This window comes from Streptomyces sp. NPDC057099 (assembly GCF_042671245.1).
Classification (GTDB): domain Bacteria; phylum Actinomycetota; class Actinomycetes; order Streptomycetales; family Streptomycetaceae; genus Streptomyces; species Streptomyces purpurascens.
In genome coordinates, this window is sequence record NZ_JBHUTX010000036.1 from 1 (window position 1) to 19,026 (window position 19,026).

General features: G+C 71.7%; 15 protein-coding genes and 2 tRNA genes. 12 read left to right on the forward strand and 5 right to left on the reverse strand.

Translation table 11 applies throughout. The annotated features are described in order from the left end of the window. Window positions 1–293: 293 nt before the first annotated feature. Window positions 294–1,640: a UDP-N-acetylglucosamine 1-carboxyvinyltransferase gene (gene murA, locus ACFT4A_RS31055; protein WP_382836577.1), complete on the reverse strand. Its 1,347-nt coding sequence runs from the start codon at window positions 1,638–1,640 to the stop codon at window positions 294–296. Window positions 1,641–1,892: 252 nt separating this feature from the next. Here murA and ACFT4A_RS31060 point away from each other — a divergent pair, with 252 nt between their 5' ends. The 10 genes from ACFT4A_RS31060 (at window position 1,893) to ACFT4A_RS31105 (ending at window position 14,914) form a co-directional block, all read left to right on the forward strand. Beyond that, window positions 1,893–2,465, forward strand: a complete 573-nt coding sequence (locus ACFT4A_RS31060; RefSeq protein WP_184593481.1) for a YqgE/AlgH family protein — start codon at window positions 1,893–1,895, stop codon at window positions 2,463–2,465. 29 nt (window positions 2,466–2,494) lie between these two features. Beyond that, window positions 2,495–2,776 carry a DUF3039 domain-containing protein gene (locus tag ACFT4A_RS31065; protein WP_010039914.1) on the forward strand — a complete coding sequence of 94 codons (282 nt, stop codon included), beginning with the start codon at window positions 2,495–2,497 and terminating at the stop codon, window positions 2,774–2,776. Between the two features lie 216 nt (window positions 2,777–2,992). Then, the gene (locus ACFT4A_RS31070) at window positions 2,993–4,291 is read left to right on the forward strand and encodes an extracellular solute-binding protein (protein ID WP_382836580.1); all 1,299 of its coding nucleotides are present in this window, start codon (window positions 2,993–2,995) and stop codon (window positions 4,289–4,291) included. 386 nt (window positions 4,292–4,677) lie between these two features. Next, the gene (locus tag ACFT4A_RS31075; RefSeq protein WP_382836753.1) at window positions 4,678–5,529 is read left to right on the forward strand and encodes a carbohydrate ABC transporter permease; all 852 of its coding nucleotides are present in this window, start codon (window positions 4,678–4,680) and stop codon (window positions 5,527–5,529) included. Then, entirely contained in the window at window positions 5,526–6,371 is an 846-nt protein-coding gene (locus ACFT4A_RS31080; RefSeq protein ID WP_193478365.1) for a carbohydrate ABC transporter permease, read from the forward strand. Before ACFT4A_RS31075 ends, ACFT4A_RS31080 begins: the two co-directional genes overlap by 4 nt. Window position 6,372: 1 nt before the next feature. After that, window positions 6,373–8,013 carry a beta-N-acetylhexosaminidase gene (locus tag ACFT4A_RS31085; RefSeq protein WP_382836583.1) on the forward strand — a complete coding sequence of 547 codons (1,641 nt, stop codon included), beginning with the start codon at window positions 6,373–6,375 and terminating at the stop codon, window positions 8,011–8,013. Between the two features lie 261 nt (window positions 8,014–8,274). Beyond that, on the forward strand, window positions 8,275–9,168 hold the full coding sequence (locus ACFT4A_RS31090; RefSeq protein ID WP_382836586.1) for an FAD binding domain-containing protein: 894 nt from the start codon (window positions 8,275–8,277) through the stop codon (window positions 9,166–9,168). Then, window positions 9,165–11,174 carry a 2Fe-2S iron-sulfur cluster-binding protein gene (locus tag ACFT4A_RS31095; protein ID WP_382836589.1) on the forward strand — a complete coding sequence of 670 codons (2,010 nt, stop codon included), beginning with the start codon at window positions 9,165–9,167 and terminating at the stop codon, window positions 11,172–11,174. The genes ACFT4A_RS31090 and ACFT4A_RS31095 overlap by 4 nt, the downstream gene beginning before the upstream one ends. Further along, window positions 11,171–13,480, forward strand: coding sequence for a xanthine dehydrogenase family protein molybdopterin-binding subunit (locus ACFT4A_RS31100; protein ID WP_382836591.1), 2,310 nt, complete (start codon window positions 11,171–11,173; stop codon window positions 13,478–13,480). The genes ACFT4A_RS31095 and ACFT4A_RS31100 overlap by 4 nt, the downstream gene beginning before the upstream one ends. Before the next feature lie 267 nt (window positions 13,481–13,747). Then, window positions 13,748–14,914, forward strand: coding sequence for an SUKH-4 family immunity protein (locus ACFT4A_RS31105; protein ID WP_382836594.1), 1,167 nt, complete (start codon window positions 13,748–13,750; stop codon window positions 14,912–14,914). Here ACFT4A_RS31105 and ACFT4A_RS31110 read toward each other — a convergent pair. Together ACFT4A_RS31110 and ACFT4A_RS31115 are read right to left on the reverse strand one after the other, a co-directional pair. Beyond that, entirely contained in the window at window positions 14,835–15,689 is an 855-nt protein-coding gene (locus tag ACFT4A_RS31110) for a MerR family transcriptional regulator (protein ID WP_382836596.1), read from the reverse strand. The two genes, ACFT4A_RS31105 and ACFT4A_RS31110, sit on opposite strands and share 80 nt — an antisense overlap. A 14-nt stretch (window positions 15,690–15,703) precedes the next feature. Beyond that, window positions 15,704–16,516 carry an alpha/beta fold hydrolase gene (locus ACFT4A_RS31115; RefSeq protein ID WP_382836599.1) on the reverse strand — a complete coding sequence of 271 codons (813 nt, stop codon included), beginning with the start codon at window positions 16,514–16,516 and terminating at the stop codon, window positions 15,704–15,706. A 151-nt stretch (window positions 16,517–16,667) separates the two neighbouring features. On the opposite strand from ACFT4A_RS31115, the gene ACFT4A_RS31120 reads away from it, so the two are divergent. Beyond that, window positions 16,668–17,156: a DUF6083 domain-containing protein gene (locus tag ACFT4A_RS31120; RefSeq protein WP_382836602.1), complete on the forward strand. Its 489-nt coding sequence runs from the start codon at window positions 16,668–16,670 to the stop codon at window positions 17,154–17,156. Window positions 17,157–17,161: 5 nt separating this feature from the next. On the opposite strand, the gene ACFT4A_RS31125 is transcribed toward ACFT4A_RS31120, so the two are convergent. Further along, window positions 17,162–17,236: transfer RNA gene (locus ACFT4A_RS31125), tRNA-Cys, on the reverse strand. 21 nt (window positions 17,237–17,257) lie between these two features. After that, window positions 17,258–17,355: transfer RNA gene (locus tag ACFT4A_RS31130), tRNA-OTHER, on the reverse strand. 192 nt (window positions 17,356–17,547) lie between these two features. Between ACFT4A_RS31130 and ACFT4A_RS31135 the strand changes: the two genes are divergently transcribed. Next, on the forward strand, window positions 17,548–18,993 hold the full coding sequence (locus ACFT4A_RS31135; protein WP_382836605.1) for an MFS transporter: 1,446 nt from the start codon (window positions 17,548–17,550) through the stop codon (window positions 18,991–18,993). Window positions 18,994–19,026 lie beyond the last annotated feature (33 nt).

The window sequence follows — 19,026 nt, forward strand, 5'->3', positions numbered from 1 at the left end:
CCCGATCCGGGTGGCCGCCCCTTTGGCATCACTGCGCGCGCTCTACGGCTGCGCTCGCCCGGGGTACGACCGACGCCCGGGGTCATGCCCCGGGCGTCGGTTCGGGCGGGCGTCGGGCCCGTGTGGGGTCAGCCCAGGGCCTTGCCCGGCAGTTCGACCTTCGCGCCCAGCTCCATGAGCTTCTCCATGCTGTGCTTGCCCGGGGGACGACCCCCGGACCCCCAGCCGTACGACTGACGCCCGGGGTGATGCCCCCGGGCGTCTGGTCGTACGGGCGTCGGGCCCGTGTGGGGTCAGCCCAGGGCCTTGCCCGGCAGTTCGACCTTCGCGCCCAGCTCCATGAGCTTCTCCATGAAGTTCTCGTAGCCGCGGTTGATGAGGCCGATGCCGTGGACACGGGACGTGCCCTGGGCGGCGAGGGCCGCGATGAGGTACGAGAAGCCGCCGCGGAGGTCGGGGATGACCAGGTCCGCGCCCTGGAGCTTGGTCGGGCCCGAGACGACGGCCGAGTGGAGGAAGTTGCGCTGGCCGAAGCGGCAGTCGGAGCCGCCCAGGCACTCGCGGTAGAGCTGGATGTGCGCGCCCATCTGGTTCAGGGCGGAGGTGAAGCCGAGGCGGGACTCGTAGACCGTCTCGTGGACGATGGACAGGCCCGTCGCCTGCGTCAGGGCCACCACCAGCGGCTGCTGCCAGTCGGTCTGGAAGCCGGGGTGGACGTCCGTCTCCAGCGCGATGGACTTGAGCTGCCCGCCGGGGTGCCAGAAGCGGATGCCCTCGTCGTCGATCTCGAAGGCCCCGCCCACCTTCCGGAAGGTGTTCAGGAACGTCATCATCGAGCGCTGCTGCGCGCCGCGGACGTAGACGTTGCCCTCGGTCGCCAGCGCCGCCGACGCCCAGGACGCGGCCTCCAGCCGGTCCGACAGGGCGTGGTGGGTGTAGCCGCCGAGCTTGTCCACACCGGTGATGCGGATCGTCCGGTCGGTGTCCATCGCGATGATCGCGCCCATTTTCTGCAGAACGCAGATCAGGTCCTCGATCTCCGGCTCGACGGCCGCGTTGGACAGCTCCGTGACGCCCTCCGCGAGGACCGCCGTCAGCAGCACCTGCTCGGTCGCGCCGACGGACGGGTACGGCAGGCGGATCTTCGTACCGCGCAGCCGCTGCGGCGCCTCCAGGTACTGCCCGTCGTCCCGCTTCTCGATGCGCGCGCCGAACTGCCGCAGCACGTCGAAGTGGAAGTCGATGGGCCGGCCGCCGATGTCACAGCCGCCGAGGCCGGGAATGAAGGCGTGGCCGAGGCGGTGCAGCAGCGGACCGCAGAACAGGATCGGGATACGGCTCGAACCGGCGTGGGCATCGATGTCAGCGACGTTCGCGCTCTCCACGCGCGTCGGGTCCATCACCAGTTCGCCGGGCTCGTCCCCCGGACGGACCGTCACACCGTGCAGCTGCAGCAGACCCCGCACAACCCGTACGTCACGGATGTCCGGAACATTGCGCAGCCGGCTCGGAGCGCTGCCCAGCAGCGCCGCCACCATGGCCTTCGGTACGAGGTTCTTCGCACCGCGGACACGGATCTCGCCCTCCAGCGGGGTCCCGCCGTGGACAAGCAGTACGTCTTCAGTGCCGTTGACGGTCATGAATCTCGCGTTCCGTGGAGTCGGGCAGGGGCCAGAAGGGAAAGGGTAATCGCCCACCACCCCCCTTCTGTAAGCCTGAGTCAGACCCAGACACGTCATAGCTCTGTCACAACACGAACGGTTCCGTGCCGGGCACATGGGGTCACGGTCACTTTCGTGCGCGCACGACGCACCCGTGTGCCCTGAGCTGCATGCCCTCGCGTCCCCCCATTGCCTCCCCACGCGGAGGGAAGATGCGGGATCATGTCTGCCATGACCGAGGTGTCCTCGCTCACAGGGCGGTTGCTCGTGGCCACCCCCGCCCTGGCGGACCCGAACTTCGACCGCGCGGTGGTGCTGCTCCTCGACCACGACGAGGAGGGCTCCCTCGGTGTCGTCCTCAACCGTCCCACCCCGGTGGATGTGAACGACATCCTGGAGGGCTGGGGCGACCTAGCCGGCGAGCCCGGCGTCGTCTTCCAGGGCGGTCCGGTCTCGCTGGACTCGGCCCTCGGGGTCGCGGTCGTCCCCGGCGGCGCGTCCGGGGAGGCCGGCCCGCTGGGCTGGCGCCGGGTGCACGGCGCGATCGGCCTGGTCGATCTGGAGGCCCCGCCGCAGCTGCTGGCCTCCGCCCTCGGCTCCCTGCGGATCTTCGCCGGATACGCCGGCTGGGGCCCGGGCCAGCTGGAGGACGAGCTGGTGGACGGCGCCTGGTACGTCGTGGAGTCGGAGCCCGGCGATGTCTCGTCCCCGTGTCCCGAGCGGCTCTGGCGCGAGGTCCTGCGCCGCCAGCGGGGCGAGCTGGCGATGGTGGCGACGTATCCGGACGACCCTTCGCTCAACTGATGCGTGTGAGCTTCAGTACCCTGGGGCCTATGAGCACTCTCGAGCCCGAGCGCGGGACTGGTACGGGGACCCTCGTAGAGCCGACGCCGCAGACCTCGCACGGTGACGGTGACCACGAGCGCTTCGCCCATTACGTCCAGAAGGACAAGATCATGGCGAGCGCCCTCGACGGCACCCCCGTCGTGGCGCTGTGCGGCAAGGTGTGGGTGCCGGGCCGCGACCCGAAGAAGTACCCCGTGTGTCCCATGTGCAAGGAGATCTACGAGTCCATGGGCTCCGGCGACGACGACAAGGGCAAGGGCGACAAGTAGTCGGCGCCCGGCCCGTGTGACCTGAGGCCTCCAGGGTGCGTTTTGCGCGCCCTGGAGGCTTTTGTGCTGTCCGGGCGTTGCGCGGGACGCTTCAGCCGGTCACAGAGTGGTTGAGACCTCTTGTGGTCGTGTTCATGCAGTCCCTAGCCTCCGATGTGTTGTGCACAGCGAAACCTTCATTGCGCATGTTGCAACACTCCCTCGGAGGAGCACTTCATGAAGCTGTCCGTCCGTTTTGCCGGGCTCACGGCGCTCGCCGCCCTGCTGGCCACCGCCTGCGCGCCCCAGACCTCCGGTAACTCCTCCTCCGACAAGGACGAGAAGACCGGCTCGCTGCGTGTCTGGCTCTTCCAGGAGGTCGGCAACACCCCCAAGGAGAAGGTCGTCGACTCGGTCGTCGCCGACTTCGAGAAGGCCCACAAGGGCACCGAGGTCAAGGTCGAGTACATCCCGATCGAGACCCGCGCCCAGCGCGTCAAGGCCGCCTTCAACGACCCCGCCTCCGCTCCCGACGTCATGGAGTACGGCAACACCGACACGGCCGGCTATGTGAAGGACGGCGGACTCCTCGACGTCACGAAGGACTTCGGCGACTGGAGCGAGGCGAAGGACACCGACCCGACCGCGAAGCAGTCGGTGACGGTGGACGGCAAGATGTACGGCGCCCCGTTCTACGTCGGCGTCCGCGCCCTCTACTACCGCACGGACGTCTTCGAGGAACTGGGCCTGAAGCCCCCGAAGACGATGGACGAACTGGCCTCCACCGCCCGGGCGATCCGCGCCGCGAAGCCCGACCTCTACGGGCTCGTCGTCGGCGGCGCCTACACCTATGGCGCGATGCCGTTCGTCTGGGCCAACGGCGGTGAACTCGCCAACGGCAAGGGCGGTTCCTACGCCTCCGGCATCGACAGCCCGGAGGCCCGGAAGGGCATCAAGGCGTACACGTCCCTCTTCGGCGACGACAACTGTCCGGCCGCCAAGTGCGCGGGCATGGGCGGCAACGACACGGTCTCCGCCTTCGCCGCCGGGAAGGCCGGGATGGCGATCGGCGGCGACTTCAGCCACGCCGCCGTCGAGGCCGGGAAGGTCAAGGGCAAGTACGCCGTCGTCCCGCTGCCGGGTGTGAAGTCCGGCTCGATCGCGCCCGCCTTCGCCGGCGGCAACAACATCGGCGTCCTGAAGAGCACCTCGCACCGCACCCTCGCCGTCGAGCTGATGGAACAGCTGGCCTCGAAGAAGACACAGACCGAGCTCTTCGGCGCGATGGGCTTCCTGCCGACCTTCACGGACGTACGGCAGCAGGTCGCGACCGAGGAGCCGTTCGTGAAGCCCTTCGTCCAGACCCTCTCGGCCGGCACCAAGTTCGTCCCCGCCTCACCCGCCTGGGCCCAGATCGACTCCTCGCTCGTCCTGCCGACGATGTTCCAGGAGGTCATCGCCGGCAAGAAGGACGTGCCCGCCGCCTCCGAGGCCGCCGCGAAGAAGATGAACGCCGCGTTCGGCTCCGCCGGGTGACCCGGATGGACGACCGTACGGAATCGGCGGAAGCCGGCCTGGCCGGGACCGACACCGCCGGGGTCGATTCGCCTGGTGCCGGCTTGGCGGGAACTGCCGGGGCGGCGGGCGGTCCTGTCGGGAAGGTCACGGCGGGAGCCGCGCGTGACCTGCCCGGCGGCCATGCCGCGCCCGCTTCCACGAGCGTCGCCGCAGCGCCCGGCGGTCCGGCCGGGTCGGTCGGGTCGGTCGGGGATCGTTCCCGCGAGGCCCGCGCAGAGGAGGGCGGCGGTTCGCCGCGCCGGCTTTCGGGCAAGGTCGCCGGCGGGGCGCGGAGCGGGCGACCGGGGTCGCGACGGGCCGCGCCCGGCAGATCCGTCGGCGCCTCCGGCGGCTGGACGCCCTGGCTGTATCTCGCGCCCGCGCTCGTCGTGCTCGGCGGGCTGCTCGTCTACCCCATCTATCAACTCGGCCTGATCTCGTTCTTCGAGTACACCCAGGCACAGGTCAGCGGCGGGGAACCGACCACGTTCCAGGGGTTCGGGAACTACGCCGAGCTGTTCGGGGACCCGCAGTTCTGGCAGGTGCTGCTCGCCACCGTGCTGTTCGCGGCGGCCTGTGTCGTCTCCACGCTCGCGGTCGGCTGCGCCCTCGCCGTGCTGCTGACCCGCGTGCGGGCCGTACCGCGGCTCGCGCTGATGCTGGCCGCGCTGGGCGCGTGGGCGACCCCGGCCGTCACCGGCTCCACGGTCTGGCTGTTCCTCTTCGACCCGGACTTCGGCCCGGTCAACCGGATGCTGGGCCTCGGCGACCACTCGTGGACGTACGGGCGTCTGAGCGCCTTCTTCCTCGTCCTGCTCGAAGTGGTGTGGTGCTCCTTCCCGTTCGTGATGGTGACCGTGTACGCCGGGATCCGCGCCGTACCCGCCGAGGTACTGGAGGCCGCCGCCCTGGACGGCGCCTCGCAGTGGCGCATCTGGCGCTCCGTACTCGCCCCGATGCTCCGGCCGATCCTGGTCGTCGTCACCATCCAGTCGGTCATCTGGGACTTCAAGGTCTTCACCCAGATCTACGTCATGACGAACGGCGGCGGCATCGCGGGCCAGAACATGGTCCTGAACGTCTACGCCTACCAGCAGGCGTTCGCGTCCTCGCAGTACAGCCTCGGTTCGGCGATCGGCGTCGTGATGCTGCTGATCCTGCTCGCCGTCACGCTGGTGTACCTGCGGCTGCTGCGCCGGCAGGGGGAGGAACTGTGAATCTTCTACGCGCCCGTGTCCGCCGCCCGGGACGGCTGGCCGCCGAGGCCTCGGCCCTGCTGATCGCGGTCGTCGTCGCCTTCCCCCTCTACTGGATGGTGCTGAGCGCCTTCAAACCGGCCGGGGAGATCGAGTCGAGCGAGCCCCGGCCGTGGACTCTCGCACCCTCCCTGGATTCCTTCCGGCGCGTCTTCGGGCAGCAGGAATTCGGCCGTTACTTCCTCAACAGCCTCGTCGTCGCGAGCTGTGTCGTGATCGCCTCCGCGCTGATCGCGTTTCTCGCCGCGACCGCCGTGACACGATTCCGCTTCCGCCTGAGGACCACCCTGCTGATCATGTTTCTGGTGGCCCAGATGGTGCCCGTGGAAGCCCTCACGATCCCCCTCTTCTTCCTCATGCGGGACTTCGGCCAGCTGAACACCCTCGGCTCGCTGATCCTGCCCCACATCGCCTTCTCGCTGCCCTTCGCGATCTGGATGCTGCGGGGGTTCGTGAAAGGTGTTCCGGAGGCGCTGGAGGAGGCCGCCTACATCGACGGGGCGAGCCGGGCGCGATTCCTCTGGCAGATCCTTTTCCCCCTCGTGCTGCCGGGCCTCGTGGCCACCAGCGTGTTTTCGTTCATCTCCGCATGGAACGACTTCCTCTTCGCCAAGTCGTTCATCATCAGTGACACTTCCCAGTCGACGCTGCCCATGGCGCTGCTGGTCTTCTACAAGCCCGACGACCCGGACTGGGGCGGCGTCATGGCCGCCTCCACGGTGATGACGATCCCGGTCCTGGTCTTCTTCGTACTCGTGCAGCGGCGGCTCGTGTCGGGGCTGGGCGGGGCGGTAAAGGACTGACGTGACTGATCTGATTCCGGCACCCCGCAGCGTCGTCACCGGCTCAGGCTCAGGCTCAGGCTCCGGCTCCGGTGAGGTGCGGCTGACGGCGCACTCCCGGCTCTCCGCCGGCCCCGGGACGGAGGGCGTCGGCCACTGGCTGCGCACGGCCCTGGGGCAGGCCACCGGCCTGCCCCTCCACGAAGGGAGCGAACCCGGCGACGACGGCATCCGGCTCCGGCTCGCCCCCGAACTCTGCCCCGAGGAGTACCGCCTCGGCAGTGACGCCGACGGCCTCCTCGTCGAGGGCGGCAGCGCGGCCGGCGTCTTCTGGGGCGCCCAGACGCTGCGGCAACTCCTCGGCCCCGACGCCTACCGCAGGGCCCCGCTCGGCCGCGACCGCGCCTGGACGGTGCCGCACCTCACGATCGAGGACGCGCCCCGATTCCGCTGGCGCGGCCTGATGCTCGACGTCGCCCGGCACTTCATGCCCAAGGAAGGCGTCCTGCGTTACCTCGATCTGATGGCGGCGCACAAACTCAACGTCTTCCACTTCCATCTGACGGACGACCAGGGCTGGCGCATCGAGATCGAGCGGCATCCGCGGCTGACGGAGATCGGCTCCTGGCGGGCCCGTACGAAAACCGGCCACCGCGCCTCACCGCTGTGGGAGGAGAAGCCGCACGGCGGCTACTACACCCGGGACGACATCCGGGAGATCGTCGCCTACGCCGCCGAGCGGCATATCACCGTCGTCCCCGAAATCGACGTACCCGGCCACTCGCAGGCCGCCATCGCCGCGTACCCGGAACTCGGCAACACCGACGTCATCGACACCAACAGCCTCTCCGTCTGGGACACCTGGGGAATCAACCCGAACGTACTCGCACCCACTGACAACACCCTGCGCTTCTACGAGGGCGTCTTCGAGGAAGTCCTCGAGCTGTTCCCGTCGGAGTTCGTCCACATCGGCGGCGACGAATGCCCCAAGGAGCAGTGGCGTAGCTCGGCGACCGCCCAGGCGCGCATCAGGGAACTCGGGCTCGCGGACGAGGACGAGCTCCAGTCCTGGTTCGTCGGGCACTTCGACGCGTGGCTCTCCGCGCGCGGACGCCGGCTGATCGGCTGGGACGAGATCCTGGAGGGCGGGCTGGCGAAGGGCGCGGCCGTCTCCTCCTGGCGCGGCTACGCCGGAGGCATCGCCGCCGCCCGGGCCGGCCACGACGTCGTGATGTGCCCCGAGCAGCAGGTGTATCTGGACCACCGTCAGGACCCGGGCCCCGACGAGCCGGTACCGATCGGGTGGGTGCGCACCCTGGAGGACGTCTACCGGTTCGAGCCGGTGCCGCCGGAGCTGACGCCCGAGGAGACCCGGCACGTGCTGGGCACCCAGGCCAACCTGTGGACCGAGGTGATGGAGGACCACGCGCGCGTGGACTACCAGGCGTTCCCCCGGCTCGCGGCCTTCGCCGAGGTCGCCTGGAGCGCCCTGCCCGCCCCGGCGGAACGGGACTTCACCGGCTTCGAGCAGCGGATGACGGCCCACTGCCGGCGACTCGACGCCCTGGGCGTCGCCTACCGGCCCCCCGCCGGACCGCTGCCCTGGCAGCGGCGCCCCGGAGTGCTGGGGCGCCCGGTCGACGGCCCGCCGCCCCACCGGTAGGGACCTGCCCGCGACGACCGAACAGCTCGAACAGGCCACGGAAAAAGCGCACAAGGGTCACCGAAAGTGCCAATCGGCATGCACTGGTGAACCCGTACGAAAACGGACCATCTCCCCGATGAGGTGGGCGAATGCCTCCTAGCGGACCCGTGTCTTCGGCTCTCGCCAAGATGTGCCAGAGTTGCCACGTCCGCCCTGTCAGCACGTACCGTACGGCAGCACAGGTGGGACCAGGTGGGGCAGCGGGAAGGGGCAGCCGGTTTGACCACGCACGCACCGCAGGCGGCGCAGGCCGTCACGCTGCCCACGACGCTGGACGAGGCCGTCGCGGCACTCACCGCCGTGCCCGCCGCCGTGCCCGTCGCGGGCGGCACCGACCTGATGGCCTCCGTCAACTCCGGGCAGCTCAGGCCCGCCGCGCTGGTGGGACTCGGCCGGATCAGCGAGATCCGCGGCTGGCAGTACCAGGACGGTCACGCGCTGCTCGGCGCGGGCCTCACCCACGCGCGCATGGGACGCCCCGACTTCGCGGCCCTGATCCCGGCGCTCGCCGCCGCCGCACGCGCCGCGGGCCCGCCGCACATCCGCAACGCGGGCACCCTGGGCGGCAACATCGCCTCGGCCGCCCCCACCGGTGACGCGCTGCCGGTCCTGGCGGCCCTGGAGGCGACACTGATCATCGCGGGCCCGGGCGGAGCCCGCCGGGAGATCCCGGTGTCGCACCTGCTGGCCGGGATGGACATGCTGCGCGCCGGTGAACTCATCGGCTACGTGCGCGTGCCGCTGCTGCACGCCCCGCAGGTCTTCCTGAAGGCGACCGGCCGTACCGGCCCCGGGCGCGCGGTGGCGTCCGTGGCCCTGGTCCTGGACCCCGCGCGCCGGGGTGTGCGCTGCGCGGTGGGCGCCATAGCGCCGATGGCGCTGCGGCCCCTGGAGGCCGAGGAGTGGGTCGGCCGGCTCATCGACTGGGACAACAACCGCGCGATCGTGCCGGAGGCGCTGAACGCCTTCGGGGAGTACGTCGCCACGGCCTGCATCCCCGACGCGGCCCCGGCCGAGGACGGCTCCGTACCGCAGCTTCCGCCCGCCGTACTGCACCTGCGGCGCACCGTCGCCGCGCTGGCCCGACGAGCACTGGGGAGGGCGCTGTCGTGACCGACGACCAGCACGGACAGGGCACGCCCCGGGGCGGCAGCCGCTGGGACCCGCTGCCCCAGGGCGAGTACGACGACGGCGCCACCGCCTTCGTCGAGCTCCCCGAGGGGGGGATCGACGCCCTGCTGGCCGCCGACAGCCCCCTCGCCGCGCCCGGCCACGGCTACGTACCGCCGCAGATAACGGTCGACCCCGCCACGACCGCCGGAACCGACCCGGCCGCCACGAGCGCGTGGCCCGTGCCCGGCGCGCCCGTCGACGGCGCCCAGTGGCACGACCCGCACGCGGCACACCAGCAGCAGGGCCACGAGCTCGCGGAGCAGCCCTACGGAGCCGACACGCCCTACGGCTCCGACGCGCCCTACGGCTCCGGAACGCCGTACGGATCCGACCCCGGGGCGGGGCAGCACGGCGGGGACGACCGCTTCACGTACAACCCGGGATCCACCGGGCAGTGGAACTTCGAGGAGGCCGCGGCGGCGGAGGCCGCGCCCGGCCATGACGTGACCGGGCAGTGGTCCATCCCCGTCGCCGGGGGCGACCTTCCGGACGAGTCGGGCGAGTTCACCACGTCCTCGCTGGTCGAGCAGTGGGGCGGCAACCCGCCGGCCACGCTCCCGGGCGGCGCGCCCGCGCCGTGGGCGACACAGGCGCCGGGCGAGCCGTGGGGTCAGCAGGCCCCGGAGGACGCGCCGGGCCACGAGCACGCCGGACCGGGCTACCCGCAGGAACACGAGCAGGGCCACGGGCAGCAGGGCCTCGCCGGAGCGCCCTCCGCCTACGCACCGGACCAGAGCGCACACGCCCCGGAGCAGCCGCCCGCCGGACCCCTGCCGCAGGAGACCCGGCCCGGGGGGCTCGGTCATGCGCCGGAGCCGTCCGGCTTCGCCGACCACGGTGTCGATCACAGCGCCGATCACAGCGCCGATCACCCGGCGGAGCCGTCCGGCGTACCCGGCCACGCACCGGAACCGTCCGGCCCCTCCGGACACCCGGGCGAGTACCGCGCGCCCTCCGAGGCCTCCGAGCCGTACGAGGCACACGCCGCCGAACACCCCGCGCCCCCGGAGGCCGTTCAGGACGCCTCACAGGCCGCTCCCGGGACCGGTGAGGCCGACGGGCCCGCCGAGGACGCCCCGGACGCCGCAGAGGGCGCTGACGGCCCCGCCGAGCCGGTCGCCGTGCCCCTCCCCGACACGGCGGACGCGGACACGGACGCCGGACCGGAGGCCGCCGAGGGCGAGTCCCCGGACGCCCCGGCGCCGGAGGACCCCTCCGGCGCCCCGGACGACGAGGCCGGCGCACCCCAGGACGGACCCACCCTCCCGCAGGAGGAACACCCCCTCGCCTCCTTCGTCCTGCGCGTCAACGGCACCGACCGCCCCGTCACCGACGCGTGGATCGGCGAGTCCCTGCTGTACGTGCTGCGCGAGCGGCTCGGGTTGGCCGGCGCCAAGGACGGCTGCTCGCAGGGCGAGTGCGGGGCGTGCAACGTCCAGGTCGACGGGCGGCTCGTCGCGTCCTGCCTGGTCCCCGCAGTGACCGCCGCCGGCAGCGAGGTCCGCACCGTCGAGGGCCTGGCCGAGGACGGACAGCCCTCGGACGTACAGCGGGCGCTCGCGCGCTGCGGCGCCGTGCAGTGCGGCTTCTGCGTACCGGGCATGGCGATGACCGTGCACGACCTCCTGGAGGGCAACCCGGCGCCCACCGAGCTGGAGACCCGCCAGGCGCTCTGCGGCAACCTGTGCCGCTGCTCCGGCTACCGGGGCGTGGTCGACGCCGTGAAGGACGTCGTCGCCGAACGCGAGACACACGCCGCGCCCGCCGCGGGCGACACCGACGAGGCCCGTATCCCGCGCCAGGCGGGCCCGGGCGCCGGCGGCGTCCACCCGTCGGCCTTCGGATCGCCCCCGGACGCGCACGCCCAGGACGGCGGGCACGCCCCGGACGGGCATGCCCCGGACCCGCACGACCAGCCCTACGGCCAGGACGGAGGCCCCGCGTGAGCAACGAAGCAGCCACCGCTCAGCCCGCGGAGGCCGCCCCCGCCCCCGAACCACTGCCGCACGGCCTCGGCGTGTCCCTCCCGGCCGCGGACGCCCGCGCCAAGACGGAGGGCACCTTCCCGTACGCCGCCGACCTGTGGGCCGAGGGACTGCTGTGGGCGGCCGTGCTGCGCTCACCGCACCCGCACGCGCGCATCGTGTCGATCGACACCTCCCACGCGCGCGAGATGGCCGGCGTACGCGCCGTCGTCACCCACGAGGACATCCCCGGCAGCCCGTTCCACGGCCGCCGCACGGCCGACCGCCCGGTCTTCGCCTCCGAGGTCGTACGCCACCACGGCGAGCCCATCGCCGCCGTCGCCGCCGACCACCCCGACACCGCGCGCATGGCCGCCGCCGCCGTCATCGTCGAGTACGAGGTGCTCGACCCGGTGACCGACCCGGAGCACGCCTTCGAGGCCGAGCCCCTGCACCCCGACGGCAACCTGATCCGGCACATCCCGCTGCACCACGGCGACCCGGACGCGGCCGGCGAGATCGTCGTCGAGGGCCTGTACCGCATCGGCCGCCAGGACCCCGCGCCCATCGGCGCCGAGGCGGGCCTGGCCGTACCGCGCCCGGACGGCGGCGTGGAGCTGTACCTCGCCTCCACCGACCCGCACTCCGACCGCGACGCGGCCGCCGCCGCCTTCGGCCTGGAACCCGAGCGCGTCAAGGTCGTCGTCACCGGCGTCCCCGGCGCCACGGCCGACCGCGAGGACCAGGGCTTCCAGCTCCCGCTCGGCCTGTTGGCCCTGCGGACCGGCTGCCCGGTGAAGCTCACCGCCACGCGAGAGGAGTCGTTCCTCGGCCACGCCCACCGGCACCCCACCCTCCTGCGCTACCGCCACCACGCGGACGCCGAGGGCGCTCTCGTGAAGGTCGAGGCGCAGATCCTGCTCGACGCGGGCGCCTACGCCGACAGCTCCGCCGAGGCCCTCGCCGCCGCGGTGGGCTTCGCCTGCGGCCCGTACGTCGTCCCGAACGCCTTCATCGAGGGCTGGGCCGTACGCACCAACAACCCCCCGTCGGGCCATGTACGCGGCGAAGGGGCCATGCAGGTCTGCGCCGCCTACGAGGCGCAGATGGACAAGATCGCCAAGAAGCTCGGCATCGACCCGGCCGAGGTGCGGCTGCGCAACGCCATGGCCACCGGCGACGTACTCCCGACCGGCCAGACGGTGACCTGCCCGGCCCCGGTCGCCGAACTGCTCCAGGCCGTACGGGACTTCCCGCTGCCGCCGCTGCCCAAGGACACGCCCGAGGACGAGTGGCTGCTGCCCGGCGGCCCCGAGGGCGCGGGCGAACCGGGCGCGGTACGCCGGGGCGTGGGCTACGGCGTGGGCATGGTGCACATGCTCGGCGCGGAGGGCGCGGACGAGGTCTCCACTGCGACCGTCAAGGTCCAGGACGGGGTCGCGACGGTCCTGTGCGCGGCCGTCGAGACCGGCCAGGGCTTCACGACCCTGGCCCGGCAGATCGTCCAGGAGACGCTCGGCGTCGACGAGGTGCACGTGGCGCCGGTCGACACCGACCAGCCCACGGCGGGCGCGGCCTGCCACGGCCGGCACACCTGGGTGTCCGGCGGTGCGGTGGAGCGCGCGGCCAAGATGGTCCGTACGCAGCTCCTCCAGCCGCTCGCCCACAAGTTCGGCATGTCCACGGAACTGCTCCAGATCAACGACGGCAAGATCACGTCGTACGACGGAGTCCTCTCGACGACCGTCACCGAGGCGCTGGACGGCAAGGAACTGTGGGCCACCGCCCAGTGCCGCCCCCACCCGACCGAGCCGCTGAACGAGGCCGGGCAGGGCGACGCCTTCGTGGGCATGTCCTTCTGCGCGATCCGCGCGGTGGTCGACGTCGACATCGAGATCGGCTCCGTACGGGTCGTGGAACTGGCCGTCGCCCAGGACGTGGGGCGGGTCCTGAACCCGGCCCAGCTGAACGCCCGCATCGAGGCGGGTGTGACCCAGGGCGTGGGCATCGCGCTGACCGAGAACCTGCGCACCCCGCGCGGCCTGATCCGCCACCCGGACCTGACCGGTTACGCCCTCCCGACGGCCCTCGACGCGCCGGACATCCGCATCGTCCGGCTGGTCGAGGAACGGGACGTGGTCGCCCCCTTCGGCGCGAAGGCGGTCAGCGCGGTGCCGGTGGTGACGTCCCCGGCGGCCGTCGCGTCCGCCGTACGGGCCGCCACGGGCCGCCCCGTGAACCGGCTGCCGATCCGCCCGCAGGCCGCGGTGGTCACGGAACGCTCCTGACGTCCCTGCCGGAGGGGGGTCGTCCTCGTGGAGGCGATTCCGGCGGGAACGGAACGCGTGAGGGGTGTCTGAGCGTCTGGTGAGGTGGACGCGCGGCCGCTCGACGTGAAGGCGCTCGACGTGAAGTCGCTGGGCGCGTCGCTGTTCCGGGGCGTTGTCAGTGGTGGGGCGTACTGTTCTGGGCAGTGGGGGACGGCTGCCGGGCCTGGCCGGGCGGTCTGCCGTGCTCCGCCTGGGGACGCTGAGCAAGCACATGCGGGGGAGCCCATGAGTACGACCGACGCCGGTTCCGCGGTGATCACCCTGACCGAGTCCGAGCTGGACCCGTGGGTGACGCACGCGTCGACGCGGCACTGGCTGACCGGCCCGGGACTGCCCTGCGAGAACGGCGTGCTGAGCTTCGCGGAGCTGAGCCGGGAGGGCCTGCGCACGGTCGCGGACTCGACGGGCGACCCGGCCGACCGGCTGTCGGCGGAGCTGCGCGAGCAGCTGGTGATAGGCGGACTGCTGGGCCCCGGAGGCCTGGAGACGGAGTCGGTCCTGCTGGACGGCGCGACGGGCGAGATCTCGACGACGTCCTTCCTGCACGACCGCCCCGACCTGATGGACCGCCGCCCCCTGGCGCCCTCGCTGCGCACCCTGGTCCGCTTCGCCGAGGCCACGGACGAACTGGCGGGCCTGCGCGGCCAGTTCGCCTCCTACGCGGGCCGCTACGGCCCGAAGGCGGTGGCCCAGGCGTCCCAGCACCTCCTCGCGGTCTTCCAGGACGGCACGGACGGCGAGCCGGCCCCCTTCTGGAAGATGGCGGCCCTCATCCGCCCCCTCTCCCTGGTCGCGGGCCGCGGCGGCACCTCCGGCCTCTCCCTGGACCTCCCCCACCGCCTGCTGGACCAGGAGTTCGGCCCCGGCAAGGTGGCCCGCTTCGAGGACGTCGACTTCCCCGCGACCCTCACCCACGAACCGACCCGCCGCTTCCTCCGCGAGGTGGGCCTGCCCGAGGACGCCCATGTCTTCTCCCTGGACACGGACGTGCCGCTGGCGACGCTGGCCGAGTACTACGCCGACTGCGACGTCCCGACGCAACTCCCTCCGCACGCCCACCGACTGCTGCGGCTCGGCCACCTCATCGAGGACAACAGCCTCGTCGTCGACGGCGAGACCGGAGCGGTCCTCAACTGGAGCGAACCCGACGCGACCCTGCACCCCCTCAACACCGACGTCTCCACCCTCGCCTTCACTCTCTGGCTCCTCCACCGCGAACGCGCCATCGACTCCCAGTCGGACCACGAGCTGACGACCGAGACGTACGACCAGCTGGCCATGACGATGCTCCAGGTCTTGTCGGCGGTCGACCCTACGGGGGTTCTGGAGGGCAGATCAGGTCGCCACTACTGGACGGAAGCGTTCCAGGACGAGGCGGGTGGGGTGTTGTAGGGGGCGGGTTTGTGGGCTGGAGGGTGGTCCAGCCGGACCAGCCCCGCTGCGTCAGCAGCTCGATGAGCCGACGAGCGGACGGCACGGTGTCGAAGACGAACGCGTCCATCAACTCGGCGAGCGCCGGCTCGATGCCGCCCGGGTCGCCGACGTATTCCTCGCCTCGTTCCTCGGCCAGCTTCGTGACGTAGGCCGCCACCCGGTCAGCCAGTTCGACCAGCCGCGGATTGCCGTCGCTCCACCCGAGAGCCGCACTCAAGGCCAAGTAGAAGTCGACGAACTCCGGATCGGCGATCTGCTCCCGCTTGCGGGCGATCCACTCCGACACCCGCTCGGGTGAGCGCGCGACCAGCGGGATCCAGCCGTCGCGTTCGGCCTCGACGATCCGCTCGTCGACGCCGAGTGCCCGCAGCCGGTTGAGGAACTCGACCACCTCAGGGGGCAGCGCCAGACCGTCTCCGGAGGTGAGGCGGGCGATTCGCGCGCGATGCCGCTGCCGCTCCCGGATCTCCGTTTCCAGCCGCCCGTCGATGTCCGCGACGGCCGAGGCGAACTCCTCCTCGCCGGCCTGGAGCAACTCCCGCACACGCGCCAGTGGAACCCCGGCCTCGGCGAGAGTCCGGATCCTGATCAGCTCCACCACGGCCCCGGCGTCGTACCGCCGATAGCCGGAGTGATCCCGCTCGGGCTCCGGCAGCAGTCCCTTGGCGTGATAGTGCCGCACGGCGCGCACGGTCACCCCTGCGTAGGCCGCGAGCTCGCCGATGGTCAGCATGGGCCCAGTCTGGCTCAGGAGGCCGGCCCGCCGACCGGCTGGTGCGCGCTCCGCACGATCTCGGCGATGTCCGGTGCGTGGGTGAAGACCAGCCGGTGGTCGGCGTCGAGCCAGGAGACGGAGACGTTCGCCCGCTCCCGGACGAGCCGCTCGACGCCGTCCCGCCAGAGCCGGTTGTGCCGCGGCGCACGCCCCGCGCCGCTGCGGCCGGCGATCGCGCTGGACATGACCATGCGCACGGCTCCATCAACCTTCCGGTACCGGTCGAGGATCCCGGCCCGAACGCCATCCATCTCAAGCCCCAGCTCGAAGACTTCCTCGGCGCTGAGCACCACCTGACGCGCACGCTCGCGGCCCTTGCTCTGCTCGACTGTCTGCCGCGCCATCTCCCGGAACTCCGCGAGGTCGATGTCGGTGACGAACGGCTCGGGCAGCGGATTCGCCCCGTCGATGAGCACAAGCCCGGCGACGGTGTCGGCACACTCGGCCGCGTAGTGCACGGCCAGATCCGCGCCCAAGGAGTACCCCACGAGCAAGGGCGGCGACAGCAGCTCGAGTTCCCTCATCACGGCACGCAGATCACCCAGAAACGCGTCGAAGGTGTACCGCTCGGCGGCGGAGGAGAGGCCGTGCCCCCGAAGATCGAAGGCCACGACATCATGATCGCGCCGCAGCAGATCGATCAGTTCGTGCAGGTCGGCCTGTGTGCAGTTCAGCCCCGGGCACAGAACCAGGGGTCGTCCCCGGCCGCCACGGGACACCGGGATGGTGACGCCGTCGTGCTGAACGGTGAGGTGGTGCGTGGTGCTGTCGCTTGTGGCAGTCATGCGGATCAGGTTGGGGGCTTGCCCGTGCGTCAGGGTCAACCGCAAGGCGGGGGAGCGGAGCGGTGATCTGCGCCTTGCCCCACCCGACTGCTCCCGTTGCGCCCTGATTGCGCCCTACCCCGGTCCCGAACACCCCCTGATGCTCGCTTCCATGGGGGATACAGCCGAGTCGAGCATCATCCCGTTACCCGACCCCGACGGACACCGGCAGGCGCCGCCGGGCGTGCCGCAGCCGTGGGAGAAGACCGACCGGGCCCAGGCCGCGATGGAAGGCGCCACCGGGCCCGAGCCGCCCGCTCCGCCCGTCTGCCCCAACTGCGGACTCGTCGGTGATCGGCGCATCACCTATTACGGCTGGCATGTCCTGCTCGAACCGGACATGCCGGTCCCCGCGCACATGGTGCCCGCCTGGCACCGCTGGTTCGTGGACTCCAACGGAACGGCCTGGAACAGCCGCGCGGACGAGCCCACGCCCGGTGCCGTGTGCCGCGTACCGCACCGGATCGCCTGTCCCGGTCTGAGACTCGAGGAGATAGGCCTCTGGCGGTGGCTGGACGCCGTACGCGCGGAGAACGCGCGCCGGGCATGGCGGAAGGCCGACGAGGAAGCCGCCCGAGAGCGGCTTCCGGATGCCGGTTGATGCTGTGGAGGCCGTGGCGGGATTCGAACCCACGTAACTCGCTTTGCAGGCGAGCCCCTGAACCACTCGGGCACACGGCCGTGACCAAGTTCGAACTTCGACCGCCGTGGTGGGATTCGAACCCGCGTAACTCCCCGCGAGCGGAGCTCGCTGATGGATGCAGCGCAGGCGAGCCCCTGAACCACTCGGGCACACGGCCGTGTTCCAACTCGATGTCCTGACAGTAGGGCGGTGGGGAAGCCGTGCTCAAGGGCATCGGGTGGGTCGCAATGGGACTGCCATACGGCGTTCACAGAGCGGGGGTCCGGCCAGGGGCGTACGACCAAGGTCGGGGTGGTTTGCCGTCTTGCGACAGGGGTCAACGGGCCGTGTGGAACTTACGCTGGCGGGCATGACCGCCCCCAAGCCGAGTGACCCAGAGGTCGTAGACGCCACCGACGAACCCTCGTTCGCCGAGACGCAGGAGTCCGTGCTGGGGCGGGACTATCGGGCGTTGAGCGTCGGGATCGTTTCCGTCGTGCTGCTCATCGCCTTCGAGGCGACGGCCGTGGGGACGGCGATGCCGGTCGCGGCGCGGGAGCTGGACGGGGTGTCGCTGTACGCGTTCGCGTTCTCCGGGTACTTCACGACCAGTCTGTTCGGGATGGTGCTCGCGGGGCAGTGGTCCGATCTGCGGGGGCCCCTCGGGCCGTTGGCGGTCGGCATCTCCTCCTTCGGGGTCGGGCTGCTGTTGTCGGGGACGGCCGGGGTGATGTGGCTGTTCATCCTGGGGCGGGCCGTGCAGGGGCTCGGCGGTGGGCTGGTGATCGTCGCGCTGTACGTCGTCGTCGGGCGGGCCTATCCGGAGCGGCTGCGGCCGGCGATCATGGCGGCGTTCGCGGCGAGCTGGGTCGTGCCGTCGATCGTCGGTCCGCTCGCGGCCGGCACGGTGACGGAGCAGCTGGGCTGGCGCTGGGTGTTCGTCGGGATTCCGGTGCTCGTCGTCTTCCCGCTGGCGCTCGCGCTGCCGCAGATACGGCGCCGTGCCGCCGGTCCGGTCGGTGAGGCGGGCCCGACGTCCTTCGACCGTCGGCGTATTCGTCTCGCCCTGGCCATCTCCCTCGGCGCGGGGCTGCTCCAGTACGCCGCCCAGGACTTGCGTCTCCTCTCGCTCCTGCCGGGCGCCGCGGGCGTGGCCCTGCTGGTGCCCGCCGTGCTCGGGCTGTTGCCGAAGGGGACGTACCGGGCCGCCCGCGGGCTGCCGTCGGTCGTGTTGTTGCGCGGTGTCGCCGCGGGGTCGTTCATCGCCGCCGAGTCGTTCGTGCCGCTGATGCTGGTGACCCAGCGCGGGCTCAGTCCGACCCTGGCCGGGTTCTCCCTCGCCGCGGGCGGCGGGACGTGGGCGCTGGGCTCGTGGGTGCAGTCGCGGTCGCGGTTCGAGGCGTACCGGGAGCGGTTGACGACCGTCGGGATGCTGCTGGTGACGGCGGCCATCGCCACTGCGCCGAGTGTGCTGATCGACTCCGTGCCCGTCTGGACCCTGGCCGTCGCCTGGGCCTTCGGCTGCCTCGGCATGGGGCTCGTCATCTCCTCCACGAGCGTGCTCCTGCTCCAGCTCTCCGCCCCGGCGGAAGCCGGCTCCAACTCCGCCGCCCTGCAGATCTCCGACGGTCTCTCCAACGTCGTCCTCCTGTCCGCCGGGGGAGCCGCCTTCGCCGCCCTCGGCGGAGGCACGGTGAGCCACACGGCCGCGCATGCCTCCGGCTCTCATCCGGCCGCCTTCGCCGCGGTGTTCCTGCCGATGGCGGGAGTGGCCTTGGTGGGGGTCTGGGTGACGACGCGGCTGCGGGAGCGGTGAGGACAGCTTCGGGAGTGGTGAGTACGGTTCGGA

What these genes read in the sequence shown, in the direction of transcription:
- murA (WP_382836577.1), bottom strand. Translation starts at nt 1,640, where the DNA reads ATGACCGTCAACGGCACTGAAGACGTACTGCTTGTCCACGGCGGGACC.
- ACFT4A_RS31060 (WP_184593481.1), top strand. Translation starts at nt 1,893, where the DNA reads ATGACCGAGGTGTCCTCGCTCACAGGGCGGTTGCTCGTGGCCACCCCC.
- ACFT4A_RS31065 (WP_010039914.1), top strand. Translation starts at nt 2,495, where the DNA reads ATGAGCACTCTCGAGCCCGAGCGCGGGACTGGTACGGGGACCCTCGTA.
- ACFT4A_RS31070 (WP_382836580.1), top strand. Translation starts at nt 2,993, where the DNA reads ATGAAGCTGTCCGTCCGTTTTGCCGGGCTCACGGCGCTCGCCGCCCTG.
- ACFT4A_RS31105 (WP_382836594.1), top strand. Translation starts at nt 13,748, where the DNA reads ATGAGTACGACCGACGCCGGTTCCGCGGTGATCACCCTGACCGAGTCC.
- ACFT4A_RS31110 (WP_382836596.1), bottom strand. Translation starts at nt 15,689, where the DNA reads ATGCTGACCATCGGCGAGCTCGCGGCCTACGCAGGGGTGACCGTGCGC.
- ACFT4A_RS31115 (WP_382836599.1), bottom strand. Translation starts at nt 16,516, where the DNA reads ATGACTGCCACAAGCGACAGCACCACGCACCACCTCACCGTTCAGCAC.
- ACFT4A_RS31120 (WP_382836602.1), top strand. Translation starts at nt 16,668, where the DNA reads ATGGGGGATACAGCCGAGTCGAGCATCATCCCGTTACCCGACCCCGAC.
- ACFT4A_RS31135 (WP_382836605.1), top strand. Translation starts at nt 17,548, where the DNA reads ATGACCGCCCCCAAGCCGAGTGACCCAGAGGTCGTAGACGCCACCGAC.